Below are 25,678 nucleotides of genomic sequence, written 5' to 3'. Positions count from 1 at the left end.
TCAGAACTCCAGGCCGCCTTCGCGGGCAGCGTCAGCCAGCGCCTTGACGCGGCCATGGAACAGGAAGCCGCCGCGATCGAACACGACGGTGGTGATGCCGGCGGCCTTCGCCTTCTCGGCGATTTCCTTGCCGACCTTGGCTGCGGCGTCGACGTTGGCGCCGATCGACTTCTCGCCCTTCACCAGCGTCGAGGCGGCGGCCAGCGTGCGGCCGGCGGCATCGTCGATGATCTGGGCGTAGATGTGGCGACCCGAGCGGTGCACCGAAAGGCGCGGACGGCCACCGGAGCGCGCCTTGAGCGCGGTGCGGACGCGGCGACGGCGGCGATCGAAGAGAGACAGCTTGGCCATTACTTCTTCTTCCCTTCCTTGCGGAAGATGTACTCGCCGCGGTACTTGATGCCCTTGCCCTTGTAGGGTTCGGGCTTGCGCCAGCGGCGGATCTCGGCGGCTACCTGGCCGACCTTCTGCTTGTCGATGCCCGAGATTTCGACCGTGGTGTTATCCGGGGTCTTGATCTCGATGCCTTCCGGCACGGCGAAATCGACGTCGTGGCTGTAGCCGAGCTGCAGCTTCAGGTTCTTGCCCTGCGAGTTGGCGCGATAGCCGACACCGGTGATTTCCAGAACCTTGGTGTAGCCCTGGGTCACGCCGGTGACGAGGTTATCGACCAGCGTGCGCTGCATGCCCCAGAAGGCGCGCGCCTGCTTGGTGTCGTTCGCCGGCTTCACGATGATGGCGTCGCCTTCCACCGTGTAGCTGATTTCGTCGCGCAGCGAGAGCGTGAGCGTGCCCTTGGGGCCTTTCACGGTCAGCACGCCGTCCGCGATGTTCGCGGTGACGCCACTCGGGATCGTCACCGGCCTTTTGCCGATGCGGCTCATCAGAACACCTCCGCCAGCACTTCGCCGCCGACGTTGGCAGCGCGCGCCTCGGCATCCGAGAGCACGCCCTTCGGCGTCGAGACGATGGTGATGCCAAGGCCATTGCGCACCACCGGAAGTTCCTTGGAACCCGAATAGACGCGGCGGCCAGGCTTGGAGACACGGGCCACGTGCTTGATCGCGGGCTGGCCCTCGAAATACTTCAGCTCGATGCGAAGCTGCGGGTGCAGGCCCGTGTTGTCTTCGCTGAAGCCACGGATGTAGCCTTCGCGCTGGAGAACCTCGAGCACGTGGGCGCGCAGCTTCGACGCGGGCGAGAGGACAGAGTCCTTCTTCGCCTGCTGGCCGTTGCGGATGCGGGTGAGCATATCACCCAGGGGGTCGGTCAATGCCATCGGATGATCCTTACCAGCTCGACTTGGTCACGCCGGGGATAAGCCCCTTGTTGGCGAGGTCGCGCAGCTCGACGCGGCACAGGCCGAACTTGCGGTAGTAGCCACGCGGGCGGCCGGTGGTGTTGCAGCGGTTGCGCACCCGGGTCGGGTTCGCGTTGCGCGGCAGTTCCGCCATCTTGAGGCGCGCGATCAGGCGCTCGGTTTCGTCGAGCGCTTCGTCGTCGGCCTGGGCCTTCAGCGCGGCATACTTGGCCGCATACTTCTGAACGAGCTTCTTGCGCTTCTCGTTCTTGTTGATCGAACTCAGTTTCGCCATGGACTTAAGCTCTTCCTAAATTCTGGCTCAGGCGGCCTGCTGCTGTTCAGCAGCTTCCTGCGGGAACGGGAAACCGAAAAGACGCAGCAGTTCTCGCGCTTCTTCGTCCGTCTTGGCGGTGGTGGTGACGATGATGTCCATGCCACGCACCTTCTCGATCTGATCGTAGCTGATCTCGGGGAAGATGATCTGCTCTTTCAGACCCATCGCGTAGTTGCCGCGACCGTCGAACGACTTCGGGTTCAGACCACGGAAGTCGCGGATACGGGGCATCGCGATGGTGACCAGGCGGTCGAGAAATTCGTACATGCGTTCGCGGCGCAGGGTAACCTTGCAACCGATCGGCATGCCTTCACGCAGCTTGAACTGCGCGATCGACTTCTTCGCCTTGGTGATCACGGGCTTCTGGCCGGCGATCAGCTCCATTTCCGCGGCGGCGGTCTGGACCTTCTTCTTGTCCTGGCTCGCTTCGCCGACGCCCATGTTGAGCGTGATCTTCTCGATCTTCGGGATTTCGAGCGCGTTCTTGTAGCCGAACTTAGCCTGCATCGCCTTGGCGATCTCGTCGGCGTACTTCGTCTTCAGGCGCGGAACGTACTTGTCAGCCATCGATCGTCTCCCCGGACTTCACGGCGACGCGGACCTTCTTGCCGTCCTTCGTTTCGAAACGAACGCGGGTCGGCTTGCCGTCCTTGTCGGCGATGGCAACCTTCGAGATGTGCATCGGCGCTTCGCGGCGATCGATGCCACCCTGCGGGTTCTGCTGGCTCGGCTTGCGGTGACGCGCGGCGATGTTCACGCCGGCGACGACGATCTTGTCTTCCTTCGGGAGAACCTGGAGCACCGTGCCGGTGCGGCCCTTGTCCTTGCCCGAACGGACGACGACGCTGTCACCCTTCTTGATCTTGGCGGCGGCCATTACAGCACCTCCGGAGCGAGCGAGATGATCTTCATGAAGCCACGGCCGCGCAGTTCGCGCACCACGGGGCCGAAGATACGCGTGCCGATCGGCTCTTCGTTCTTGCCGACGAGCACGGCGGCGTTGCTGTCGAAGCGGATCACACTGCCGTCGGGACGGCGCACGTCCTTCTTCGTGCGAACGATCACGGCGCGGTGCACGTCACCCTTCTTCACGCGGGCGCGCGGCTGCGCTTCCTTCACCGACACCACGATGATGTCGCCGACGCCGGCAAAACGGCGCTTCGACCCGCCCAGCACCTTGATGCACTGGACGCGCTTCGCGCCGCTGTTGTCCGCGACGTCGAGATTGGATTGCATCTGGATCATTGATCCGGTTCCTTCTCACTGGCTTGCCGGAACCAGTCCGGCAGTTCCAAAATTGTCGCTGCTCTTAGACGTCCGCTTCGACGGCGGTGCCCTTGCCGGCCTGGACCCGTTCGATAACCTTCCAGGTCTTCAGCTTGGAAACCGGCGCGGTCTCTTCGATCCGCACGGTCTCGCCGGTCTTGTAGGCATTCGCCTCGTCATGGGCGTGATACTTCTTCGAGCGGCGGATGATCTTCCCGTAGAGCGGGTGCTTCACCTTGCGCTCGACCTTCACGACCACGGTCTTGTCGGTCTTGTCGGAGACCACGGTCCCGATAAGGATACGCTTGGGCATCGTGTGACTCCTTACGCCTTGGCAGCCTGAGAACGCTCAGTCTGCAGCGTCTTGATGCGAGCGATGTCGCGGCGCACTTCCTTGATGCGCGCCGGACGTTCGAGCTGGTTGGTCGCAGCCTGGAAGCGCAGGTTGAACTGCTCGCGCTTCAGTTCGGCAAGATCGGCCGAAAGCTGGTCATCGCTCTTGACGCGCAGGTCTTCGAACTTGGCCATTATTCGCCTCCCAGGTGCGAGGTGTCGCCAAGACGGGCGACGACCTTGGTCTTGATGGGCAGCTTCATCGCGGCGCGGCTGAACGCTTCCGCGGCGAGCGGACCGGCAACGCCGTCCAGTTCGAACAGGATGCGGCCCGGCTTGACGCGGGCTGCCCAGTATTCGACCGAACCCTTGCCCTTGCCCTGACGGACTTCGGCGGGCTTCTTCGAAACCGGCACGTCGGGGAACACGCGGATCCACAGGCGTCCCTGACGCTTGATGTGGCGCGTGATCGCACGGCGGGCGGCTTCGATCTGGCGCGCGGTGACACGCTCCGGCTCCAGCGCCTTCAGGCCATAGGAGCCGAAGTTCAGGTCCGTACCGCCCTTGGCGTCGCCCTTGATCCGGCCCTTGAAGGCCTTGCGGAACTTGGTCTTCTTCGGTTGCAGCATGGTGCTTCTCTATCCTGAGCCTCAGCGCGCCGGGCGGACGCCGGAGGTCTGAGCCTCCATCATCAGCCGGTCCTGCGCCATCGGGTCGTGCCCCAGGATCTCGCCCTTGAAGATCCAGCACTTGATGCCGATCACGCCATAGGCGGTCAGGGCTTCGGCTTCGGCGTAGTCGATGTTCGCGCGCAGCGTGTGCAGCGGAACGCGACCTTCGCGGTACCATTCGACGCGGGCGATTTCCGCGCCGCCGAGACGGCCGCCACACGTGATCTTGATGCCTTCGGCGCCAAGACGGAGGGCGGACTGCACGGCGCGCTTCATCGCGCGGCGGAAGGCGACGCGGCGGATGAGCTGGTCGGCAACACCTTGGGCGACGAGCTTGGCGTCGATTTCCGGCTTGCGGATTTCAACGATGTTCAGCTTCACGTCGCTGCCGGTCATCGTGGCCAGCTTCGAGCGCAGCTTCTCGATGTCCGCGCCCTTCTTGCCGATGATCACACCGGGACGGGCCGCATAGATCGACACGCGGCACAGCTTGGCCGGACGTTCGATCACCACCTTCGAAATCGCGGCCTGCGGCAGCGTTTCAACGATGAACTTGCGGATCTGAAGGTCTTCCTTGAGCAGCTGCTCGTAGTTGCGCCCTTCGGCGTACCAGCGGCTGTCCCAGGTGCGGTTGATCTGCAGGCGCAGACCGATGGGGTTGGTCTTGTGACCCATGATCAGGCCTCCTCGACTTCGCGGACAACGATCCGCAGCCGCGAGAACGGCTTGAGGATCCGGGTCGACTTGCCACGACCACGCGTGTGGAAGCGCTTCATCGTGATCGACTTGCCGACCGAGGCTTCCGCCACGACCAGCGCGTCAACGTCCAGGTTGTGGTTGTTTTCCGCGTTGGCGATCGCCGAAGCGAGAACCTTGCGCGCGTCAACCGCCATCGCCTTCTTCGAGAAGGCAAGGATGTTCATGGCCTCTTCGGCCTTGCGGCCGCGGATCAGGCCTGCAACGAGGTTCAGCTTCTGGGCCGAACCGCGGATCTGCGTGCCGACCGACAGCGCTTCCTTGTCGCCGACGCGACGGGGTGCCTTAGGCTTGCTCATCAGCGCTTGCCCTTCTTGTCAGCGGCGTGGCCGGGGAAGTTGCGCGTGGGCGCGAACTCGCCAAGCTTGTGGCCGACCATCTCTTCCGAGACGGAGACGGGGATGAACTTCTGGCCGTTGTAGACGTTGAACGTCAGGCCAACGAACTGCGGCAGGATCGTCGAACGCCGCGACCAGGTCTTGATCGGGCCGGCGCGGGTACCAGCGTCCTGAGCGGCTTCCGCCTTCTTCAGGAGATGCAGGTCGACGAAGGGGCCCTTCCAGACGGAACGTGCCATGGTCGATTACCTCTTCTTCTTCGCGTGGCGCGAACGGATGATGAACTTGTCCGTCTGCTTGTTGTGACGGGTGCGGGCGCCCTTGGTCGGCTTGCCCCACGGCGTCACGGGATGGCGGCCGCCCGAAGTCCGGCCTTCACCACCACCATGCGGGTGGTCGACCGGGTTCTTGGCGACACCACGCGTCAGCGGACGCTTGCCCAGCCAGCGGTTGCGGCCGGCCTTGGCAAGGTTCTGGTTCGAGTTGTCGGGGTTCGAGACCGCGCCGACGGTGCCCATGCAGTCACCGCGCAGGTAGCGCTGCTCGCCCGAGTTCAAGCGGACGATGACCATGCCACGGTCACGGCCGACGAGCTGCACATAGGTGCCCGCCGAACGCGCGATCTGGCCGCCCTTGCCCGGCTTCATCTCCACGTTGTGGATGATGGTGCCGACCGGCATCTGCGACAGCAGCATGGCGTTGCCCGGCTTCACGTCGGTCTTTTCGCCGGCGACGACGACGTCACCAACGGCCAGACGCTGCGGCGCCAGGATATAGGCCTGCTCGCCGTCCTCGTACTTGACGAGCGCGATGAACGCGGTGCGGTTGGGGTCGTATTCCAGACGCTCGACAGTGGCCGGCATGTCCCACTTGCGACGCTTGAAGTCGATGTAGCGGTACTTCTGCTTGTGGCCGCCCGCGATGCCGCGCGAGGTCACGTGACCCTTGTTGTTGCGGCCGCCGGTCTTGTTCTTGCCTTCGGTCAGCGCCTTGACGGGCTTGCCCTTCCACAGCGACGACTTGTCGACGAGGATCAGGCCGCGGCGCGCGGGGCTGGTCGGATTGTAGTTCTTGAGTGCCATGGTCGTGCGCGCCTCAGATACCGCTGGTCACGTCGATCGACTGGCCAGCAGCCAGCGTCACGACGGCCTTCTTGACGTCCGAACGGCGATAGGGCTTGCCCTTCCACCGCTTGGTCTTGCCCTTCTGGGTCAGGGTGTTCACACCCGTGACCTTCACGTTGAAGAGGGCTTCGACCGCCGCCTTGATCTCCGGCTTGGTCGCGGAATCCGCCACCTTGAAGACCACGGCGTTGTGCTCGCTGAGCAGCGTCGCCTTTTCAGTGATGTGGGGAGCCACGATCACGTCATAGTGACGCGTGTCGATTGCGTCCTTAGCCATTGAAACGCGCCTCCAGCTTTTCGACCGCGGCGCGCGTCAGCACCAGCGTATCATGCTTCAGGATGTCATAGACATTGGCGCCGACCGCGGGGAGCACGTTCACGCCGACCAGGTTGGCCGAAGCGCGGGCGAAACCTTCGTTCACCTGCTCACCGTCTATCACCAGCACCTTCTTGCCGAAGCCCGCCTTGGCGAGCTGGCCGGCCAGCGCCTTAGTCTTCGCGTCCTTCAGCTCCAGGCTGTCGACCACGACCAGACCCTGCTGGGCCTTGGCCGAGAGCGCCATCTTGAGGCCGAGCGCGCGAACCTTCTTGTTCAGCGAGATGTTGAACTCGCGAACGCGCGGGCCGTGCGCCTTGCCGCCGCCGATGAACACGGGCGCCTTGCGGTCGCCGTGACGGGCGGTGCCGCCGCCCTTCTGGCGGCCGAACTTCTTGCCGGTGCGGGCGACGTCGGAACGTTCGCGCGCCTTGCGGGCGATGCCGCGACGGTTTTCAAGCTGCCACGTCACGACGCGATGCAGGATGTCGGTGCGCGGCGCGATGCCGAACACGTCATCCGAAAGCTCGACGTCGCCAGCGGCGCTACCGTCCAGATTGAGGACCTGAACCTTCACGACTTAGCCCTCCTGGCCTTCGGTCGACTCGACCGCCGCGACGTCTGCCGCAGGCGTGTCGGCCGGAGCCGCATCGTTGTTGTTGGCGACCTGCTTGAGGCCGGCGGGGTACGGGGCTTCCGCGTGGCGATCGACCTTCACGGCGTCGCGGACGAGCAGCCAGCCGTTCTTCGCGCCCGGGACCGAGCCCTTGACGAAGATCAGGCCACGCTCGTCGTCGGTGCGGACGACTTCGAGGTTCTGCTGGGTGCGCTGGCGGTCGCCCATGTGGCCGGCCATCTTCTTGTTCTTGAAGACGCGGCCCGGATCCTGGCGGTTACCGGTCGAACCATGAGCACGGTGCGAGATCGAGACGCCGTGCGTCGCGCGCATACCGCCGAAACCCCAGCGCTTCATGGCGCCGGCGAAGCCCTTGCCCTGCGTGTGGCCGGTGATGTCGACATACTGCCCGGCGACGAAGTGCGAAGCGGCGATGGTGGAGCCGACATCGAGCAGCGCGTCGTCAGCGACGCGGAACTCGGCGACCTGCATCTTCAGCTCGACTTCCGCCTTCGCGAAATGTTCGCGCTGCGGCTTGGCGACGTTCTTCTGCTTGGCCTGGCCTGCACCCAGCTGCAGCGCGACGTAACCGTCGCGGTCAGCGGTGCGGACCGAAACCACCTGGCAATTTTCAAGCGAAAGGACGGTGACCGGCACGTGCCGACCATCTTCCTGGAAAAGGCGGGTCATCCCGACCTTCTTCGCGATCACGCCGGTGCGCATGATCCAATACTCCATCACAGAGGCCTGCGAGGCCCATCCCCGCAGGCGTGTTCAGCCCGTATGTGAAGCATGCCCCGTCCGGGCTGAGTGCCCCCGCATAACGGGAGCGAACGGGGGACGCTTGCCCGGCCAGTTGCCCCGAAGGACGAATGCCGGAGGTATCCCAAGAATGAAAAGCGTCTGCTTTTCGTTCGCTCCCCCGCGAAAGCGAGGACCTCGGGCCGGTTTGAATAACCTGAGAGGTTCGATCCGGCCTCTTGAGACCCCCGCTTGCGCGGGGGCTAAAAACGCAAGCGGGCTTACGCCAGCTTGATCTCGACGTTGACGCCGGCCGCAAGGTCCAGCTTCATCAGCGCGTCGACGGTGGCCGCATTGGGCTGCACGATGTCGAGCAGGCGCTTGTAGGTGCGGACCTCGAACTGCTCACGCGACTTCTTGTCGATGTGCGGTCCACGGTTGACGCAGAACTTCTCGATGCGCGTCGGCAGCGGAATGGGACCCCGGATGAGAGCGCCGGTGCGGCGCGCGGTGTCCGCGATTTCTCCAGTGGCCTGGTCAAGTACGCGATGATCAAAGGCCTTGAGGCGAATGCGGATATTCTGGGCTTCCATGTCCGTTTACCGATGCGAAAGAGCAAAAACAAAACCGGCCATCCCACCCATCATCCCGGAGGAGAAAGCGGGCCGACCGATCAAAAAACCGGCCGGCGGGAGAGCGAATCTCCCGCCGGTGCGCGGCCTATATTACTTCGTGATCTTGCTGACAACCCCCGAACCGACGGTCCGGCCGCCTTCGCGGATGGCGAAGCGAAGACCTTCGTCCATGGCGATCGGCGCGATCAGCTTGACCGACAGCGTGATGTTGTCGCCCGGCATCACCATTTCGGTGCCTTCGGGAAGAACGACTTCACCCGTCACGTCGGTCGTGCGGAAGTAGAACTGCGGGCGGTAGTTGGCGAAGAACGGCGTGTGACGGCCACCTTCGTCCTTCGACAGCACGTAGACTTCGGCCGAGAATTCGGTGTGCGGCGTCACCGAACCGGGCTTGGCGAGAACCTGGCCACGCTCGACTTCTTCACGCTTGATACCACGGATCAGCGCACCGATGTTGTCGCCGGCCTCACCCTGATCGAGCAGCTTGCGGAACATTTCGACGCCGGTGACGGTCGTCTTGGCGGTGTCCTTGAGGCCGATGATTTCGACTTCTTCACCCACCTTGATGATGCCGGTTTCGATACGGCCGGTGACGACAGTACCGCGACCCGAGATCGAGAACACGTCTTCGACGGGCATCAGGAAGGGCTTGTCGGTCGGGCGCGGCGGCTGCGGGATGTAGCTGTCGACGGCGGCCATCAGCTCATTGATCGAGTTCTTGCCGATTTCGTCGTCGCGACCTTCGAGAGCGGCCAGGGCCGAACCCTTGACGATCGGAATATCGTCGCCCGGGAAGTCGTACGACGACAGCAGTTCGCGCACTTCGAGCTCGACGAGCTCGAGGATTTCCGGATCGTCGACCTGGTCGACCTTGTTCATGTACACGACCAGCGCCGGCACGCCGACCTGGCGGGCAAGCAGGATGTGTTCGCGGGTCTGCGGCATCGGGCCGTCAGCGGCGTTCACAACCAGGATCGCGCCGTCCATCTGGGCGGCACCGGTGATCATGTTCTTCACGTAGTCAGCGTGACCCGGGCAGTCGACGTGCGCGTAGTGACGGTTGGCCGTCTCGTACTCGACGTGGGCGGTCGAGATGGTGATGCCGCGCTCGCGCTCTTCCGGAGCCTTGTCGATGTTGGCGTAGTCGGTGAACTCGGCGCCGCCGGTTTCCGCGAGCACCTTGGTGATCGCGGCGGTCAGCGTGGTCTTGCCATGGTCGACGTGACCGATGGTGCCGATGTTGCAGTGCGGCTTGTTCCGCTCAAACTTAGCCTTGGCCATTGTTCAAACCTTCTTTTCACTAGCTGTTGATTGCTGTTGGAGACGGCACCCGCCAGACTCGCGCCAGAAAATCAGGCGCCGCCCCTAGCCTGATCCGCGGGATCAGGCAAGCTTTCCTATGTTCCCCCGATCGAACCCGATCAGGCGAGCTTCGACTTGAGTTCGGTCGCGACGTTTGCCGGGACTTCGTCGTAATGCGAGAACTGCATCGTGTACTGCGCGCGGCCCTGGGTGAAGGACCGCAGCTGGTTCACATAACCGAACATGTTCGCCAGCGGCACCATCGCCTCGACCACCTGGGCGTTGCCCCGGCTGTCGGTGCCCTGGATCTGGCCACGGCGGCTGTTGATGTCGCCGATCACGTCGCCCATGAACTCTTCCGGCGTCACGACCTCGACCTTCATGATCGGCTCGAGGACCTTGATACCAGACTTCTGGGCCACTTCGCGCATCGCGCCACGGCCGGCGATTTCGAAGGCCAGGGCCGACGAGTCGACGTCGTGGTAGGCACCGTCGTAGAGCAGGATTTCGAAGTCGATGATCGGGAAGCCGATCAGCGATCCGGTTTCCGCCGTTTCGCGCATGCCCTTCTCGATCGCGGGGATATATTCCTTTGGAATGTTACCGCCCTTGATCTCGTCCTTGAAGGTGATGCCCGAACCGCGCTCGCCCGGCGTGACCTTGACCTTCACGCGGCCGAACTGACCCGTACCACCCGACTGCTTCTTGTGGGTGTAGTCGATGTCCACCGGCTTCGCGAGGTACTCGCGGTAGGCCACCTGCGGCGCGCCGACGTTGGCTTCGACCTTGAACTCGCGACGCATGCGGTCGACGAGGATTTCGAGGTGAAGTTCGCCCATGCCCTTGATGATGGTCTGGCCGGATTCGTGGTCGGTCGAAACGCGGAACGAAGGGTCTTCGGCCGAGAGACGGTTGAGCGCGATGCCCATCTTCTCCTGGTCGGCCTTGGTCTTCGGCTCCACCGAAAGCTCGATCACCGGTTCCGGGAACTCCATGCGCTCCAGAATGATCGGCGCCTTTTCCGAACACAGCGTATCGCCCGTGGTGGTCTCCTTGAGACCGGCCAGCGCCACGATATCACCCGCATAGGCCGTATCGATGTCCTCGCGGTTGTTGGAGTGCATCAGCAGCATGCGGCCGACCTTCTCCTTCTTGTTCTTCACCGAGTTCAGGTAGCTGCCCTTGGTCAGCGTGCCCGAATAGATGCGGGTGAAGGTCAGCGAACCGACGAAGGGATCGTTCATGATCTTGAACGCGAGGGCCGAGAACGGTGCATCGTCCGCGGTCGGGCGGCTGTCCGGCTCGTCCGTGTCGGGATTCACGCCCTGCACGTCGGGGATGTCGAGCGGCGAAGGCAGGTAATCGACGACCGCGTCGAGCAGGGGCTGCACGCCCTTGTTCTTGAACGCCGAACCGCACAGCACCGGCACGAACGCCTGGCCCAGCGTGCCCTTGCGGATCAGCGCCTTGAGCGTCGCCACGTCGGGCTCGTTGCCTTCGAGGTAGGCTTCCATCGCGTCGTCGTCCTGTTCGACGGCGAGTTCGACCAGCTTCGAGCGGTATTCCGCGGCTTCGTCGGCCATGTCGGCCGGGATCTCTTCATAGAAGAACTCGGCGCCGAGCGATTCGTCCTTCCAGATGATCGCGCGGTTCTCGACGAGATCGACGAGACCCTTGAAATCGCTTTCCGCGCCGATCGGCAGATAGAGCACGGCAGGCGTCGCACCCAGGCGATCGATGATCGTCTGCACGCAGTACTTGAAGTTCGCGCCGGTGCGATCGAGCTTGTTGATGAAGCACATGCGCGGCACGTTGTACTTGTCGGCCTGGCGCCACACCGTTTCCGACTGCGGCTCAACGCCGGCAACGCCGTCGAACGCGGCAACCGCGCCGTCCAGCACGCGCAGCGAACGCTCGACTTCGATGGTGAAGTCGACGTGGCCGGGAGTGTCGATGATGTTCAGGCGATGATCGTTCCAGAAGCAGGTCGTCGCGGCCGACGTGATCGTGATGCCGCGTTCCTGTTCCTGTTCCATCCAGTCCATGGTCGCGGCGCCGTCGTGCACTTCGCCGATCTTGTAGGACTTGCCGGTGTAGTAGAGGATGCGCTCGGTCGTCGTCGTCTTGCCGGCGTCGATGTGCGCCATGATGCCGAAGTTGCGATAGCGCTCGAGCGGATGGCTGCGGGCCATGGGGGTTTCCTTGGGTTCCGGAGGGGCCTGATGGATTCAGGCCCGCCCCATATGGTTACTTGCGTGACCGTTTAAAGACGGGCGGCCCTGCCAGCCGGTGACGGCGGCGGGGCTGCCGGCCTTTTTACCACCGGTAGTGGCTGAACGCGCGGTTCGCGTCGGCCATGCGGTGGGTGTCTTCGCGCTTCTTCACGGCGTTGCCACGGTTGTTGGCGGCGTCGAGCAGTTCGGCCGAAAGGCGTGCCGACATCGTCGTTTCCGAACGGTTGCGCGCGGCCGTGATCAGCCAGCGGATCGCCAGCGCCTGGGCGCGTTCCGGACGGACTTCGACGGGGACCTGGTAGGTCGCACCGCCGACGCGGCGCGAACGCACTTCGATCTGCGGCTTCACGTTGTTCAGCGCATCGTGGAACAGCTGCACCGGATCCGCCTTGGCGCGGGTCTGCATGGTGTCGAGCGCACCGTAAACGATGCTTTCCGCGACCGACTTCTTGCCGTCGAGCATGAGGTTGTTCATGAACTTCGACAGAACCTGATCACCGAACTTGGGATCGGGCAGGATGACCCGCTTTTCGGGCCTACGACGACGAGACATCTTGAATTCCTTCTGATCGGGCCAGCGGCCCACACCCACCGACGGACAGGGCGCCGCACACCGGCGCGCGCCTGCCCGAGGTTAGCTCACTTCGGACGCTTGGCGCCGTACTTCGAGCGGCTCTGCTTGCGGTCCTTCACGCCCTGCGTGTCGAGCACGCCGCGCAGCACGTGATAGCGCACGCCCGGAAGGTCGCGCACACGGCCGCCGCGGATCAGCACCACCGAGTGCTCCTGCAGGTTGTGGCCTTCGCCCGGGATGTAGGAAATGACTTCGCGCTGGTTCGTCAGGCGAATCTTGGCGACCTTGCGAAGCGCCGAGTTCGGCTTCTTCGGGGTCGTGGTGTAAACGCGGGTGCAGACGCCGCGCTTCTGCGGGTTCTGCTCCATGGCAGGGACCTTGCTCTTGGCCTTCTGCGGAACGCGACCCTTGCGGATCAGCTGGTTGATAGTGGGCATGAAGTACTCTTCACCTTGATTGTGGCACGGCCGGCAAAGGTGAAGGGTCGAAAGTCCGCCGGATGGATGGCCGCGGGCAAACACCCCCTGGCCCAGACCCCGCTTGCGCGAGATCATCCCTCGGCGAGCCTGAAACGCTCCACCCGGGCAAACAGCGCCGGGTTACTTTGACGGATTGCATGGCAAGGCGGACACCACGATGATTCGCGCGCCCGGCCCAACAGCGAAAGCCCCAAGATCAACGGAAAACCGCCGCCCGGGGCCTGCATACGCACCGGCAATGTTCAGCTCTACAGCCAATGGACGCCTCGCGACCCCATCGACCGAGCGCGCCATTACGGGGAAACCGCCGGAACGTCAAGGACAGGCCCCCGCGCACGCCGCCACATGGGTCGGCCGGAACGGAACCACTTCGTCTCGTTTATTCCACTATTTTGGTAGAGATTTTGCTTCGATCCCCGTCGAACTGATGGTATGTTGCATCATTACGACGATCGTCCCACCCCGGACGGCCGGGACAAACGGGACGACGCAAGCCGAGAGAGGTGTGCCGATGGTCCATGTTGATGAACGCGGTAGCTGGCGAACGGGCGCGGCCTTGCGCATGACGGCAGGGCGCCTGGGCGAAGGGAGGCTGGGCGGAAGGCTGGGCACGGCTGCGGCCGTGACGGCGCTGCATGTCGGCATAGGCATGGCGCTGCTGTCCACTTTCGCGGGCGGCGTGATCGTGGAAACGGTTCGCGATGCCTTGCCGACGATGTGGTTCGCCCCGCCCGTTCCCCCGCCCAAGCCGTTGCCCACGGTCGAACCGAAGACCACCCACGACGAGCAGGAGATCAAGATTCCCGACAAGGAGATCGACCTCAACCCCGGCAAGGACCTGCTTCTGGGGACCAATGACAAGGTAACCCCCGCCGATCCGGGAACCTTGACCATCGGCGGTGGCGATCTTGGCGGGGATATCGGCGGCCTCGGGCCGTCACCGACGCCCTCGCCCACGTTCACCCCCCAGGCGGCCCGACCGCGCGGAGATGCGGGCTTGTGGATCACCCGCAACGATTACCCCACCCGCGCGATCCGCGAAAACTGGGAAGGCCTCACCAGGCTGCGGCTCGGCATCGGCACCGATGGGCGGGTCACCGGCTGCGAAGTGATCCGCAGCAGCGGGCATGACGAACTCGATCGCGCGGCCTGCGCCAAGGTGAGCGCCCGCGCCCGGTTCGATCCCGCCACCGACAAGGACGGTGCGAAAACGGCCGGCAGCTTTACCACCGCGATCCGCTGGCAGATCACCGACTGACGGCCCGGGAAGGGGCGCCGGCATCCGGATCGGCGCCCCTTCCCGGGCTTCGGCTTTCCGGGGCACCGGCTTCCCGGCAACGACGGCCCGCGGCGCCACCGGGAACCGGTCCGGTTTCCGATCGTTGCGCCACATATTCCAAGCCAATCGGGGGAAGCTTCATGACCTTTCGCATCAAATCCTCGCTGACCGCCGCCATTGCGGTCGTTGCCCTGGCCGCCTCGCCGGCGCAGGCGCGAGATTGCAGCAAGCGGATCAGCAAGACCGGCGGCGCGGTGATCGGTGCGGTTGGCGGTGCGGTGCTCGGCAAGGTCATCGCGGGCGGAACCGCCGGTACGCTGATCGGCGCGGCGGCGGGCGGCGTCGCGGGCCATGAGATCGCCCGCAAGAACAAGAACAAGTGCCGCTACGAACGCCGGCGCTGACCCGGAACGGGCGTCACGCTCCCATGCCGGGCGCATGCGCGCCATCGGCATGCAGCGCGCCATCGCCTATATTGGCCAGCATCGCGTCGAGGAAATCGTCCATCGCCGCGTTTCCCCTTGCGGTGAGCCGCACGAACGTGCGGCGGCCATCCTTGCCGTCGCTCTCGCGCTCCACGAATCCGCGCGATTCCAGAATGCGCAGCCAGCGCAGCGCGGTGGTCGGCGGCACATGCGCCCCGATGCAGGCGCTGGTGGTCGGCACGCGCCGGCTTTCGCGCCCGGCCACGTAGAGATCCAGTAGGATATCCCACGTCGGCTCGCCAAACAGGTCGGCGGGAAACAGGCGGCTTCGGCGCCGCCGCGCGGCGTAGAGTTCGCGGGCAAGGGCGATCCGCGCATCGTGCTGCGGACCGGCACCACGCAGGGCGCTGCCCGCGTCCGCGGTCATGCCACCAGAATGCACGGCACTGCCGTTCGCTACCGTGGTCTGTTCGCCGCCGGGCATCGCGCCGCCGTTCGCCGCGCGCATGTGAGATACGGTCATGTAACGGGAATATCCCTGAAAACGGGGCGGTGGGCCGGCCTTCAGGCCCACCGCCAGCATTGATACGGGCCAATCCGGCGTTCCCGGTTCACGTGGGCCACGGTCCCGATCAACAGGACCATCAGCTGCAACAGGAATGGCATCTGCGTGAGTACCCAGTACGCACGCCGGGCCATCGTCAGGTCCCACAGCTTGGCGACGTGTCCCACCATCACGATCAATTGGCCCGCGCCAACGAGCAGGGGCCACCCGCGGTTGGCGTAAAGGGCAATCGACAGCAGCGCACAGAACGCCCAGCTATCGATCACGACGTGGCCGGGGTTGACCGCGTACCACACGGGGTCACCGAATACCGCGTGGTTGACGAGATCGAGGACGAACGTCGACAGCAGGACCGCAGCCGTCAGTCGCTCCGGCTCGTCCCCCTTGCGGGCGGCAACAAGCACGACAGCGAAAAGCAGGATGCGGGTCAGCCAGATGTAGGACATGCCTGTTCACATGAAACGGACGGATCGGCCGCCGGAAAGCATCAGGCCGCGACGCCGGTCACGATCGCGGGTTCATCCAGGCTTGCATCCAGCGGTGGGCAGCCATCGTTGCCACCGTTGGTCTCCACCGCGATCTGGCTGAGCCGGCCATGCACGCGGGCAAGTTCGCCGCCGGCCGTCAGCATCGATTGCTGGCTCTTCGCCAGCCGCAGCAGCGCGTCCTGCCCCATGAACGGCGCCACGCCGCTTTCGCGCCGTGCGCTGACCATCGTGGCGAAAAGCCGTGCCTGCCGGATCAGCGCCTCGTCCAGCGCACCTTCGGCATCGTGGAGATCCCGGGTGATACGCATCTGTGCAACCTGGGTATTCATCGTCATCGTCGTACCCTCCTCTCAGCGGCGAAGATCGCGCCGCTGCCATTGCAGCATCGTGGAGGAGATGCGACGGCGGGTCAGTGATCGATGATCGTCGAAAGCTGGGCGAACATGGTCAGCCCCCCCAGCACGATCAGGATCAGGAACAAGGCGATCGCCACGATCGCGCCCAGCCGAAGCAGGGTTCCGTATGGCCCGTCGAACATCTCCGGGAGGACATGATAGGCCGCGTCGTCAGGCGCCGTTCCCGAGGCGAAGGCCATTGCCTGACCGGCCCCCGGAAACCTTGCCTGCATCGCCTCGGTCTCGACCTCCGGGGTCTTGACCGTGGCGACCGTCTGCACCGCACCACCGGCCGGCATCGTGACTTCCCGGTCCGGTTCGTGCGCTTCCACGCCGTCACCGTCGATGTGGGAGAAATCATATACGGGCTGTTCGTATATCGCCTTGAGCCGCCGATAGGCCTGCGCCACCTCGTTGCGCGTGGCGACGCCCAGCTTGCCGCGCGCCAGCATGATCCGCTGGTCCACGGTATGCGGCGAAATGCCAAGCAGCCGCGAAATTTCCTTCGAAGTCTTGTGCTGGATCAGCAAGTCCAGAACTTCCCGCTGCTTCGACGTAAGCGCCGCCAGGGGGTTGCCCCCGTTCTCTTCGGCACCGCTTGTCATCGCTTCAACGTCCATCCATTCGACCCGCTGCAAACTTTCGCCCGATCGATCCGAGAACCAATTTGAACCAATCGGCGTGCAAATCCAAATAAAGATTAACGATCTTTCGCAAGTATTGCTCCGTCGCGGAGCAAGCTGCCCTTGTCCACGCCCCCGGACTTCCCCCTTCATGGGCCGTTGCGAAGCGCCCCTTCCCACCGGTATCATGGTCTTCGGGACGCAGAGGGGAAGACGTGGACCGCCAATTGTTTTCACGGCGTCGGAGCCGGTTGCTTGCGCTGAGCCGGCTGATGCTCGCCGTCATCTTCGTCGTCGCGGTCTGGCTTGATCCGGCGCAGCCGACACGTTCGGTCGCCGCCACCTACACCCTTCTGATCGCCTATGCCGCATGGTGCGGGTTCGCCACCGTCATCGCCTTCCGCAGCTGGTGGTACGATTTCCGGCTGGCCCGGCTGATGCACGTCATCGACATCGCGATCTTCACGGCCGCGACCTACATGACCGAATCGGCCTTCAAGGAATTTTCCAGCCCGTTCATCGTCTTTGCCTCGTTCATCCTGATCGGCGCCTCGCTGCGCTGGGGATGGCGCGGCGTGCTCTGGACGGCACTGGGACTGGTCCTGCTGAATTTCGCGCTGGGCCTGCTGATGCATTCCCTTCACCTCAGCATCGATCCCTACCGTTTCAGCCGCAGGCAGGGCTACACGATCGGGCTGGCGATCATGATGCTTTGGCTGAGCACCGGCGGCGACCGGGCCAGCGCGCCGCGAATGCCCGAACCGCCAGGGCTGCCAGGCCAGCGCCACGAGGCGATCATGACGACGATCCTCGATCACGCGCGCACGGTGCTGGGCGCCACCGGCGGCGCCATCGCGCTCGCGGATGGCGAGGAGCCGTGGGTGGAAATCATGATCGCCAGCGGCGATGCCGCGCGCGCGCTGCGCTCCGGCCCCGGGCCGCTGCTGACCGAGATCGAGGTTCCCTGCCGCCCGACGCTGTTCGACGGCCAGCGGCATCGCCAGTTGTGGCTCGACACCGATGGGATGGTCAACCACGCCGGCAAGCGGCACGTCTGGCATCTCGCCACGCTGTGCGAGGTGAACGAGGGCCTTGTCGCGTCGATCGGCGCGGCGCGCGGACCGGGCCAGCTTCTGCTGTGGGGTGTCCCCGGCATCTCGCCCGATGACCTGCCGTTGTTGGCGCAAATGACACGCGACGCGGAACAGGCGCTCGATCGCGAGGACGTGGCGATGCTGGCGCGCGCACACGAGGTTTCAAACCTGCGCAACGCCCTTGCCCGCGATCTGCACGACAGCGTCGCGCAATTTCTCGCCGGCACGCTGTTCCGGCTGGAAGCGCTGCGGCGCTGGATCCGCGAAGGCAACGATCCCGACACCGAAATTGTCGCGATCAAGGACGCGCTGCGGCGCGAACAGGCGCAGATGCGCAGGATGATCGAGCGCCTGCGCCTTGGCGAAAAGGGGGATCGCCGGACCGATCTGACGGAGGAGCTCGGCACGCTGCTGGAGGAACTGGGGCACCACTGGGCCATCGAAACCCGGCTGGACGCGCCACCCGGTCCCTTGCTCGTCCCCGTCGATCTGGCGCACGAGATACGCCAGATCACACGAGAGGCCGTGGCGAATGCGGTTCGGCACGGTCGGTGTCGTCTTATAGGGGTTAACCTTATTCAAGACGATGGAACGCTCAAGATGATTGTCAGCGATGACGGCTCCGGTTTCCCTGCAGACAAGGCGCACGCCACACCCCGTTCGATCAGCGAGCGGGTAGAGGCGCTGGGCGGCATGCTGGCCATCGACAACAGTGCGCGGGGCGTGACCCTGCGCATCGCGCTTCCCGAAAGGACGGGCGCATGATCCCCGTTCTGGTAGCCGACGATCACGGCTTCATCCGCGCCGGCGTCGATGCGGTATTGCGCGGCACGCCCTTCCAGGTGGTCGCCACCGCCGCCAGCGGCGAGGAAGCGCTGGCGGCGATCGAGCAGCACGATCCCGCCGTAGTGCTGCTGGACATCAACATGCCCGGCCTGAATGGCGTGGCGGCGCTGGAAGCCTTGCGCGAAAAGGGTGATGATCGTCCGGTCGTGCTGCTCACCGCCGAGATTACCGATCGGCAGCTCATGGCCGTCATGCGGGCCGGCGTGCAAGGCATCGTGTCCAAGGACGGCGCGGAAAGCGAACTGATCCAGGTGCTGGAACGGGTCCATGCCGGCGAGAAGGCGATTGCCCCGGCCTTCCTGCAACGCGCGCTCGATTTGTCGCTCAAGCCCGTCAACAATCCCTTCGCCAAGCTCAACGCGCGCGAGCGCGATATTACCCGGCTGGTGGCCAAGGGCATGAGGAACCGGGAAATCGGGCAGCAACTGAATATCGGTGAAGGCACCGTGAAGGTCTATCTTCACGCCATCTACCAGAAGCTGAACATCGAGAACCGCACCGAACTGGCGCTGATGGTGGTCAACGACGAGCTCAACTGAGCGGCGGCGGGTCCGCGCGTTACAGGTGCACCCCGACCAGTTGCGACCGGACCGAGGGGATCGTCACCGGCATGCCGTCGAGCATCGTGCCGTTCTCGCCAATCTCCAGCATCTTGCCGCCGAACACGCCGCGCATCGCCTCGATCGCGATTTCGTCGGCAGCCCGGTGCGCGAAAGCAAGCAGCGCGGTGCCTCCGACGTGGCTGAAGCGGTAGCGGTTGCCGCGCCGCTCGAACCGCCACGCATCCGGGGCCGGCCGCCATTCGTTGTCCTTGACGATCAGGTCCGGTTCCTCGCCGGCCACGCCCAGCACCAGGCTCATCACCATCGGTCCGCCAGGCACCGGCTGCGGCCGGAACGACAGCAACGGCCGGGCATCGACGGTGATCGGGCAATAAGTGCCCGTCATCCTCGCCCCGCCGGGGAAGGCGATGTCCGGAATCTGCTCCTCGACGGTGAACAGCAGCGGGGAGCGATCCAGGCCGGCCTGGCGCGCTACCGGCGCATCGCGCAGCCGGGCGATCGTTGCCTCGGGCACACCGCCCCGATCGATGATTGCCATGCAATCGGGGCACAGCAGGAACGCGGGCGAAACCCCGCCCCCATCGTCGTATGTGCCTGCGCGACAGAAACAGGCGATGGTGCAACCGCATCGAACGCAGGCGCCGCCGGATCGAGCGTAAGCCGCTTCCCGCTCGGCTTCGGAAATGGGCAATGCGATCGCAACCGGCATGACAGACCCCCAGAGCAGGCACGCCTGCCTGCGCGCCGCTATCGCCTGCCAGCATCTTCCCCGATCAGGATCTTGCCGTCCTGATCGCCGATTTGGCGGCGGGAGCGGCCCGGAGTCAAGCCCGCCGCCCGTTTCCGTCGCCCACCTCCCTCGCCAGCGTCCGTCAGCCGTGGCGCGCCAGCAGCGGCCCCAGATAGTGCCCGGTGAAGCTGCGCGGATTCTTCGCCACGTCTTCCGGGGTGCCTTCGGCCACGATCTCGCCGCCGCGCACGCCACCTTCCGGCCCCATGTCGATGATCCAGTCCGCGGTCTTGATCACATCCAGGTTGTGCTCGATCACCACCACGCTGTTGCCCTGTTCGACCAGCCGGTGCAGCACTTCCAGCAGCTTGCGCACGTCCTCAAAATGGAGGCCGGTGGTCGGCTCGTCGAGGATGTAGAGCGTCTGCCCCGTGGAGCGGCGCGAAAGTTCCTTGGCCAGCTTCACGCGCTGCGCCTCGCCGCCCGATAGCGTCGTCGCCTGCTGGCCGACCTTGACGTAGCCAAGGCCGACTTCGTTCAGCATGTGCATGCGATCGCGGATCGGCGGCACCGCCTTGAAGAATTCCTCGGCATCCTCGATCGTCATGTCGAGCACGTCGGCGATGGAGTGGCCTTTGAACTTCACTTCCAGCGTTTCGCGGTTGTAGCGCTTGCCGCCGCATTCCTCGCACGTCACGTACACGTCGGGCAGGAAATGCATCTCGATCTTGATCAACCCGTCACCCTGGCAGGATTCGCACCGGCCGCCCTTGACGTTGAAGCTGAAGCGCCCAGCCTTGTAACCGCGCGCCTCGGATTCCGGGAGCCCGGCGAACCAGTCGCGGATCAGGGTGAACGCGCCGGTATAAGTGGCGGGGTTGGAACGCGGGGTGCGGCCGATCGGCGATTGGTCAATCTCGATCACCTTGTCGCAGGCCTCGAGCCCCTTGATCGCGTCGTGCGGCCCGGCGATCACGCGCGCGCCGTTGAGCACACGCGCGGCGCCGGCCTGTAGCGTGTCGATCGTCAGCGACGACTTGCCCGAGCCGGAAACCCCGGTGATGCAGGTGAACGTGCCGAGCGGGATGCGTGCGGTGACGTTGCGCAGATTGTTGGCCCGTGCGCCTTCCACCACCAGATCCAGCCCGTTGCCCTTGCGGCGGTGCGCCGGCACGTCGATGCGGCGCGCGCCCGTCAGGTACTGGCCGGTGAGGCTGGCCTTGCTCTTGAGAATGTCCTTTAGCGTGCCCTGCGCCACGATCTCGCCACCATGGACGCCCGCGCCCGGGCCGAGATCGACGACCCAGTCGGCCGTGCGGATCGCGTCCTCGTCATGCTCCACCACGATCACCGTGTTGCCCAGGTCGCGCAGGCGCTTGAGCGTTTCGAGCAGGCGGTCGTTGTCGCGCTGGTGAAGGCCGATCGAGGGTTCGTCGAGCACGTAGAGCACGCCCGAAAGGCCCGAACCGATCTGGCTGGCCAAGCGGATGCGCTGGCTTTCCCCGCCCGAGAGCGTGCCCGACGTGCGATCGAGATTGAGGTAATCGAGCCCGACGTTGTTGAGGAAGCCCAGCCGCTCGTTGATTTCCTTGAGGATGGCCTTGGCAATCTGGCGCTGCTGGTCGGTCAGCTTCTCCTCCAGCGTGGAGAACCACGCCAGCGCATCGGCCACCGAACGGCGAGTGGACATCGAGATGTCCTCGCTCGCGATCTTCACCGCCAGCGCCTCGGGCTTGAGCCGCGCGCCGCCGCAGGTCTCGCACGGCTGCGCGGTCTGGAACTTGCCCAGTTCCTCGCGCATCCACGCGCTTTCGGTCTGGAGCATGCGGCGGTTGAGATTGCCGATCACGCCTTCGAACGCCTTGGTGACGGTGTAGCTCTTCTTGCCGTCGACGAAGGTCAGCGGCACGGCCTTACCGCCGGTGCCATAGAGGATCACCAGCCGCACCTCGCCCGGCAGCTTCTCCCACGGCGTTTCCAGGCTGAACCCGAAATGCGCGGCGAGGCTGGACAGCACCTGCATGTAGTAAGGCGATGGCGGGTTGGACTTGGCCCAGGGCACCACCGCGCCCTGCTTGAGACTGAGCCCCTCGTTGGGCACGACCAGTTGCGGATCGAACAGCAGCTTCTCGCCCAGCCCGTCGCAGGCCGGGCACGCGCCCTGTGGAGCGTTGAACGAGAACAGGCGCGGTTCGATCGATTCGATGGTGAAGCCGCTGACCGGGCACGCGAACTTTTCGCTGAACACGATCCGGTTGGGCGGAAGGCCCGCGCCCTTGAGATTCCCCTCCCGCTTGCGGGAGGGGTTAGGGGTGGGCTGCCCGGGCGCGGCATCCAGTTCCGGCCCACCCCCGGCCCCTCCCGCAAGCGGGAGGGGGGAGACGACCAGAGCCTCCGCCACCGTCGTGTCCGCCAGATCGATATAGGCCAGCCCCTCGGCCAGCTTGAGCGCCTGCTCGAAGCTGTCGGCCAGCCGCGTCTGGATACCGTCGCGCACGGCGATGCGATCGACCACCACCTCGATGTCGTGCTTGTACTTCTTGTCGAGCGCGGGGGCTTCCTCGATCGCGTAAAGCTCGCCGTCGATGCGGACACGGGTGTAGCCCGCCTTCTGCCATTCCAGCAGTTCCTTGCGGTATTCCCCCTTGCGGCCGCGCACCACCGGCGCGAGCAGGTAGGCGCGCGTGCCTTCGGGCAGGGCCATCACGCGATCGACCATCTGGCTGACCGTCTGCGCACTGATCGGCAGGCCCGTGGCCGGCGAATAGGGCACGCCCACGCGAGCCCACAGCAGGCGCATGTAATCGTAGATCTCGGTGACCGTTGCCACGGTCGAGCGCGGGTTGCGGCTGGTGGTCTTCTGCTCGATCGAGATCGCCGGGCTGAGGCCGTCGATGTGCTCGACATCGGGCTTCTGCATCATCTCGAGGAACTGGCGGGCATAGGCCGAGAGCGATTCGACGTAGCGGCGCTGCCCCTCGGCATAGATCGTATCGAACGCGAGCGAGGATTTGCCCGATCCGGAAAGCCCGGTGATGACGATCAGGCTGTCCCGCGGGAGATCGACATCGATACCCTTGAGGTTGTGTTCACGGGCGCCACGGACGGAAATCTTGCTGAGCGACATGGGCACCCGTGTTCCAGATTTGTTCACAGAGCGCAAGACGGCTCTTGGGGAAGAAGCGCGCTATCTGGGATGGGCATCGGGGAACGACAAGAGGCGGGGAATGCAGTCGATGAACGCGGAGCGTGTCCGCTGTCACGGACAGGCGGCCAGACCCATGCCATACCGCTTTACGAAAGTGATAACCGTGTCGTGTCGGTACAATTCAAAATTCGTTTTGGATGTTACGGACGGTAACGGATAAGAAACCATGAAACGAGCAAGGCCGGCCGCAGCACTGCAGCGGAACGGCGGGGATCTGCAAGACCGTGACGGACACAGAACACCATTGCAGGGCGCCGGCCACCCACCTCTTTGGTGGCGGAGAGCAGGCAAACCACCACGCCCGGGCCATCTCGTTGAAGGCCCAGGACAACTTCACCCGGCATTTCGCGGAGAGTTTTGCTTCCGCGATGACCCAGACGCGCAACGATCGCACCAAGGTGCCGTCGGACCGCTAGGCCAGAAGGCGCTTTTCGCACCGTTTCGCCGGGTACGGTGTGCGCGGCGTCACAACCGGACGGGCCGAAGCGCACGGCGCGCCTGAGACCGCTGCCCCCACCCACGAGGGGCAGGGAGCGGCGGCGAAACATCACGACCCGCGTGGTGCAGATGATGGCGATGCGCCGAAGCGGGCCGCCCCCGAACCAACCGAACCGTCAACCGCCTCAGGCCGGTTCCAGCACCAGGCTGGCGGCAGCGGTATTGCTGATCGGAATGTGGTAGTTCCGCGTGACCTCGCTCAGCGGGCCATCGCCCAGCGCGCCCCGCGCGGCGATCCAGTTGAGTATCTCCACCCCTTGCGTGCCCGCCAGTTCGGCCACGTCCTCGGCCGAATGGCGCGTCAACGCATCGGGATCGGCCGCGAGATGATCGAGGCAGAAGCGATCGTAATCGGGGTTCATGAACCCGGCGCGCGGGCCGTCGAGCTGGTGCGAAAGGCCGCCCGTGCCCACCACCAGAACCCGCTCCGCCCCCGTCCACGAACGCAGCGCCTTGGCCACCGCGCGCCCCAGCGCCAGGCAGCGTTTCGGTGACGGCAGCGGATACTGCACGGTATTGATGGCGATCGGCACCAGCCGGATCGGCCAGGCGGGCGCATCGGGATAGACCAGCTCGAACGGGATCGACAGCGCGTGGTCGACCAGCATTTTCTGGCAGGTGGTGATGTCGAACTCGGACGCGACGAGTTCCTCGATGATGTGCCAGCTCAGTTCGGGGTGTCCGGTGAAGCTCTTGTACACCGGCAGGCCCCAGCCTTCGTCGGCGTTGTCGTAGGACGCCGCCGCGCCGACCGCGAACGTGGGCATCTTGTCGAGGAAGAAGTTCAGCCCGTGATCGTTGTAGAACACCACGGCCACATCCGGCTGAGCTTCGGCAAGCCAGGCGCGGATCGGCGGGTAGCCATCGAAAAAGGGCTTCCAGTAGGGCTGCTGCTGGTCTCCGCGCACGATCGCGCCGCCGATGCCCGGCACGTGGCTGGTGAAATAGCCGCCGACGATATCCGCCATCACGCGTTCTCCATACCGGTGGAAACGACCATGTCGGGCGCGATCTTGGCGCGTTGCGCCACGAGGTGCGCCTTGAAATCGTCAAGGCTCATGCCGGTCTGGAGCGAGCCGAGATCCTGCACGTTGAGGCCGAAGATGCCGGCCAGCTTGGCCAGATAATAGACGTTGCCGCCGGCTTCGATCATCGCCAGCACGTCACGGTCCGCCACGGCCTTGCGTTGTTCGGGCGTCAGCGCGAACTTGCGGCAATAGGCGTCCTCGTCGGCTCGGAACGCCTCGCGGTTGGCGGCATCGTTGAACGAATAGCACATCGCGTTCAGCGCAAAGCCGCGCCGCGCCATGTCGCCATCGAAAAGGGTGGTGCCGGGGATGGGCGGTCGCCGCCGCGCTTCCACACTCGCCATGGTCATTGTCCTGCTCTCCCGGATTGGGGTGTTGCTACCTTCCCGACAGATCGCAACGCTAAGGCAAGGCCGCCGAATTGCTTTGACTCATATCAATCCCGTGAAACCGGCCCGGCGAAACCGAAGCGCGAACAAAGTTACGTAACATCCTTGCGCAAACGCGCCGCGCGTGGTTACTCTGCGCGCATGGCCATGACCAACGCCGAGCGCCAGCGGCGCTATCGACAGAAGCTGAAAGCCCGCGCCTCGGGCGATGCGGTGGCCGATCAGGTGCGCGGCGCGATGGATCGTGCCATCGATGCGCTGTGGGCCTATCACGAACGCCCGGCGCCCAGCGGGCTGCGCTGGTCCGATATCGACGGCTGCACGACGCTGGCGGAATACCGGCTGGAACTGGAAGACGCGCCCGGCGCGCTGCTCACCGCCTGCCGCGCGTTCCTGCCCGATTTCGACGGCCTCAGCCGCGAGGAAGCGATCGCCGTGTCGGCCGTGATCGAGATCGCCGAAATCATCGGCGCGATAGCCCCGCAGCCCCGCACCCTGCCCGAAGAACCGCTGCCCGAGGAATAG

At 64.8% G+C, this 25,678-nt stretch carries 35 protein-coding genes; 5 read left to right on the top strand and 30 right to left on the bottom strand.

Features of this window, described 5'->3' with window-relative positions:
* The 22 genes from rplR to rpsL form a co-directional block, all read right to left on the bottom strand.
* Nucleotides 1-351, bottom strand: coding sequence for a 50S ribosomal protein L18 (gene rplR, locus FA702_RS13410; protein ID WP_124809387.1), 351 nt, complete (start codon nt 349-351; stop codon nt 1-3).
* A complete protein-coding gene (gene rplF / locus FA702_RS13405) occupies nt 351-884 on the bottom strand; it encodes a 50S ribosomal protein L6 (RefSeq protein ID WP_136956535.1) in 534 nt (177 codons plus the stop codon). The genes rplR and rplF overlap by 1 nt, the downstream gene beginning before the upstream one ends.
* Nucleotides 884-1,279, bottom strand: a complete 396-nt coding sequence (rpsH, locus tag FA702_RS13400; protein WP_136956534.1) for a 30S ribosomal protein S8 — start codon at nt 1,277-1,279, stop codon at nt 884-886. Before rpsH ends, rplF begins: the two co-directional genes overlap by 1 nt.
* A 10-nt stretch (nt 1,280-1,289) precedes the next feature.
* The gene (rpsN, locus tag FA702_RS13395) at nt 1,290-1,595 is read right to left on the bottom strand and encodes a 30S ribosomal protein S14 (protein ID WP_124809390.1); all 306 of its coding nucleotides are present in this window, start codon (nt 1,593-1,595) and stop codon (nt 1,290-1,292) included.
* A gap of 27 nt (nt 1,596-1,622) precedes the next feature.
* Nucleotides 1,623-2,204, bottom strand: a complete 582-nt coding sequence (rplE, locus tag FA702_RS13390; protein WP_124809391.1) for a 50S ribosomal protein L5 — start codon at nt 2,202-2,204, stop codon at nt 1,623-1,625.
* Nucleotides 2,197-2,514, bottom strand: a complete 318-nt coding sequence (gene rplX, locus FA702_RS13385; protein WP_124809392.1) for a 50S ribosomal protein L24 — start codon at nt 2,512-2,514, stop codon at nt 2,197-2,199. Before rplX ends, rplE begins: the two co-directional genes overlap by 8 nt.
* The gene (rplN, locus tag FA702_RS13380; protein ID WP_124809393.1) at nt 2,514-2,882 is read right to left on the bottom strand and encodes a 50S ribosomal protein L14; all 369 of its coding nucleotides are present in this window, start codon (nt 2,880-2,882) and stop codon (nt 2,514-2,516) included. The genes rplX and rplN overlap by 1 nt, the downstream gene beginning before the upstream one ends.
* 64 nt (nt 2,883-2,946) lie before the next feature.
* On the bottom strand, nt 2,947-3,216 hold the full coding sequence (gene rpsQ, locus FA702_RS13375; protein ID WP_124809394.1) for a 30S ribosomal protein S17: 270 nt from the start codon (nt 3,214-3,216) through the stop codon (nt 2,947-2,949).
* 11 nt (nt 3,217-3,227) lie between these two features.
* Entirely contained in the window at nt 3,228-3,431 is a 204-nt protein-coding gene (rpmC, locus tag FA702_RS13370; protein ID WP_223806627.1) for a 50S ribosomal protein L29, read from the bottom strand.
* A complete protein-coding gene (gene rplP / locus FA702_RS13365; protein WP_103728308.1) occupies nt 3,431-3,865 on the bottom strand; it encodes a 50S ribosomal protein L16 in 435 nt (144 codons plus the stop codon). Before rplP ends, rpmC begins: the two co-directional genes overlap by 1 nt.
* 21 nt (nt 3,866-3,886) lie before the next feature.
* Nucleotides 3,887-4,582, bottom strand: coding sequence for a 30S ribosomal protein S3 (gene rpsC / locus FA702_RS13360; RefSeq protein WP_124809395.1), 696 nt, complete (start codon nt 4,580-4,582; stop codon nt 3,887-3,889).
* Between the two features lie 2 nt (nt 4,583-4,584).
* Complete coding sequence (rplV, locus tag FA702_RS13355; protein ID WP_124809396.1) at nt 4,585-4,962, bottom strand: 50S ribosomal protein L22; 378 nt, start codon at nt 4,960-4,962, stop codon at nt 4,585-4,587.
* On the bottom strand, nt 4,962-5,240 hold the full coding sequence (rpsS, locus tag FA702_RS13350; protein ID WP_124809397.1) for a 30S ribosomal protein S19: 279 nt from the start codon (nt 5,238-5,240) through the stop codon (nt 4,962-4,964). Before rpsS ends, rplV begins: the two co-directional genes overlap by 1 nt.
* A 6-nt stretch (nt 5,241-5,246) precedes the next feature.
* Nucleotides 5,247-6,083: a 50S ribosomal protein L2 gene (gene rplB, locus FA702_RS13345; RefSeq protein WP_124809398.1), complete on the bottom strand. Its 837-nt coding sequence runs from the start codon at nt 6,081-6,083 to the stop codon at nt 5,247-5,249.
* 13 nt (nt 6,084-6,096) lie between these two features.
* Entirely contained in the window at nt 6,097-6,402 is a 306-nt protein-coding gene (locus FA702_RS13340) for a 50S ribosomal protein L23 (RefSeq protein WP_124809399.1), read from the bottom strand.
* Nucleotides 6,395-7,018, bottom strand: a complete 624-nt coding sequence (gene rplD, locus FA702_RS13335; RefSeq protein WP_124809400.1) for a 50S ribosomal protein L4 — start codon at nt 7,016-7,018, stop codon at nt 6,395-6,397. Before rplD ends, FA702_RS13340 begins: the two co-directional genes overlap by 8 nt.
* Nucleotides 7,019-7,021: 3 nt before the next feature.
* Complete coding sequence (gene rplC / locus FA702_RS13330) at nt 7,022-7,780, bottom strand: 50S ribosomal protein L3 (RefSeq protein ID WP_124809401.1); 759 nt, start codon at nt 7,778-7,780, stop codon at nt 7,022-7,024.
* Nucleotides 7,781-8,079: 299 nt separating this feature from the next.
* The gene (rpsJ, locus tag FA702_RS13325; RefSeq protein WP_011444906.1) at nt 8,080-8,391 is read right to left on the bottom strand and encodes a 30S ribosomal protein S10; all 312 of its coding nucleotides are present in this window, start codon (nt 8,389-8,391) and stop codon (nt 8,080-8,082) included.
* 132 nt (nt 8,392-8,523) lie between these two features.
* Nucleotides 8,524-9,714: an elongation factor Tu gene (tuf, locus tag FA702_RS13320; protein WP_136956533.1), complete on the bottom strand. Its 1,191-nt coding sequence runs from the start codon at nt 9,712-9,714 to the stop codon at nt 8,524-8,526.
* Nucleotides 9,715-9,854: 140 nt separating this feature from the next.
* Nucleotides 9,855-11,927 carry an elongation factor G gene (fusA, locus tag FA702_RS13315; protein WP_136956532.1) on the bottom strand — a complete coding sequence of 691 codons (2,073 nt, stop codon included), beginning with the start codon at nt 11,925-11,927 and terminating at the stop codon, nt 9,855-9,857.
* A 124-nt stretch (nt 11,928-12,051) separates the two neighbouring features.
* Nucleotides 12,052-12,522 carry a 30S ribosomal protein S7 gene (gene rpsG, locus FA702_RS13310; RefSeq protein WP_124809404.1) on the bottom strand — a complete coding sequence of 157 codons (471 nt, stop codon included), beginning with the start codon at nt 12,520-12,522 and terminating at the stop codon, nt 12,052-12,054.
* Nucleotides 12,523-12,608: 86 nt separating this feature from the next.
* On the bottom strand, nt 12,609-12,980 hold the full coding sequence (gene rpsL, locus FA702_RS13305) for a 30S ribosomal protein S12 (RefSeq protein WP_124809405.1): 372 nt from the start codon (nt 12,978-12,980) through the stop codon (nt 12,609-12,611).
* 553 nt (nt 12,981-13,533) lie between these two features.
* Between rpsL and FA702_RS13300 the strand changes: the two genes are divergently transcribed.
* Nucleotides 13,534-14,280 (top strand): energy transducer TonB, encoded by a 747-nt coding sequence (locus FA702_RS13300; RefSeq protein WP_168196063.1) that lies wholly within the window; start codon nt 13,534-13,536, stop codon nt 14,278-14,280.
* Between the two features lie 161 nt (nt 14,281-14,441).
* Nucleotides 14,442-14,705, top strand: a complete 264-nt coding sequence (locus FA702_RS13295; RefSeq protein ID WP_136956530.1) for a glycine zipper 2TM domain-containing protein — start codon at nt 14,442-14,444, stop codon at nt 14,703-14,705.
* A gap of 13 nt (nt 14,706-14,718) precedes the next feature.
* Here the strand turns inward: FA702_RS13295 and FA702_RS13290 are convergent, their stop codons facing one another.
* From FA702_RS13290 to FA702_RS23470, 4 genes are all read right to left on the bottom strand, one after another.
* Complete coding sequence (locus FA702_RS13290; RefSeq protein WP_255504571.1) at nt 14,719-15,249, bottom strand: winged helix DNA-binding protein; 531 nt, start codon at nt 15,247-15,249, stop codon at nt 14,719-14,721.
* A gap of 41 nt (nt 15,250-15,290) precedes the next feature.
* A complete protein-coding gene (locus FA702_RS13285; RefSeq protein WP_136956529.1) occupies nt 15,291-15,737 on the bottom strand; it encodes a hypothetical protein in 447 nt (148 codons plus the stop codon).
* A 41-nt stretch (nt 15,738-15,778) separates the two neighbouring features.
* Nucleotides 15,779-16,114 (bottom strand): hypothetical protein, encoded by a 336-nt coding sequence (locus FA702_RS13280; RefSeq protein ID WP_255504570.1) that lies wholly within the window; start codon nt 16,112-16,114, stop codon nt 15,779-15,781.
* A gap of 74 nt (nt 16,115-16,188) precedes the next feature.
* The gene (locus FA702_RS23470) at nt 16,189-16,794 is read right to left on the bottom strand and encodes a helix-turn-helix transcriptional regulator (protein WP_305036246.1); all 606 of its coding nucleotides are present in this window, start codon (nt 16,792-16,794) and stop codon (nt 16,189-16,191) included.
* A 275-nt stretch (nt 16,795-17,069) separates the two neighbouring features.
* Between FA702_RS23470 and FA702_RS13270 the strand changes: the two genes are divergently transcribed.
* Nucleotides 17,070-18,656 carry a sensor histidine kinase gene (locus FA702_RS13270; protein WP_136956528.1) on the top strand — a complete coding sequence of 529 codons (1,587 nt, stop codon included), beginning with the start codon at nt 17,070-17,072 and terminating at the stop codon, nt 18,654-18,656.
* On the top strand, nt 18,653-19,276 hold the full coding sequence (locus FA702_RS13265; protein WP_136956527.1) for a response regulator transcription factor: 624 nt from the start codon (nt 18,653-18,655) through the stop codon (nt 19,274-19,276). The genes FA702_RS13270 and FA702_RS13265 overlap by 4 nt, the downstream gene beginning before the upstream one ends.
* 19 nt (nt 19,277-19,295) lie before the next feature.
* Here FA702_RS13265 and FA702_RS13260 read toward each other — a convergent pair whose 3' ends face one another.
* The 4 genes from FA702_RS13260 to FA702_RS13245 form a co-directional block, all read right to left on the bottom strand.
* Nucleotides 19,296-19,838: a hypothetical protein gene (locus FA702_RS13260; protein WP_136956526.1), complete on the bottom strand. Its 543-nt coding sequence runs from the start codon at nt 19,836-19,838 to the stop codon at nt 19,296-19,298.
* A gap of 334 nt (nt 19,839-20,172) precedes the next feature.
* Nucleotides 20,173-23,157, bottom strand: coding sequence for an excinuclease ABC subunit UvrA (gene uvrA / locus FA702_RS13255; protein ID WP_136956525.1), 2,985 nt, complete (start codon nt 23,155-23,157; stop codon nt 20,173-20,175).
* A 704-nt stretch (nt 23,158-23,861) separates the two neighbouring features.
* The gene (locus FA702_RS13250; protein ID WP_124808222.1) at nt 23,862-24,704 is read right to left on the bottom strand and encodes a class III extradiol dioxygenase family protein; all 843 of its coding nucleotides are present in this window, start codon (nt 24,702-24,704) and stop codon (nt 23,862-23,864) included.
* Nucleotides 24,704-25,114 (bottom strand): protocatechuate 4,5-dioxygenase subunit alpha, encoded by a 411-nt coding sequence (locus FA702_RS13245; RefSeq protein ID WP_210417540.1) that lies wholly within the window; start codon nt 25,112-25,114, stop codon nt 24,704-24,706. The genes FA702_RS13250 and FA702_RS13245 overlap by 1 nt, the downstream gene beginning before the upstream one ends.
* 180 nt (nt 25,115-25,294) lie before the next feature.
* Between FA702_RS13245 and FA702_RS13240 the strand changes: the two genes are divergently transcribed.
* Complete coding sequence (locus FA702_RS13240) at nt 25,295-25,678, top strand: hypothetical protein (RefSeq protein WP_136956524.1); 384 nt, start codon at nt 25,295-25,297, stop codon at nt 25,676-25,678.

Source organism: Novosphingobium sp. EMRT-2, from assembly GCF_005145025.1.
In the GTDB taxonomy this organism is placed as follows: domain Bacteria; phylum Pseudomonadota; class Alphaproteobacteria; order Sphingomonadales; family Sphingomonadaceae; genus Novosphingobium.
This window is presented reverse-complemented; position numbering and strand designations above follow the sequence as displayed.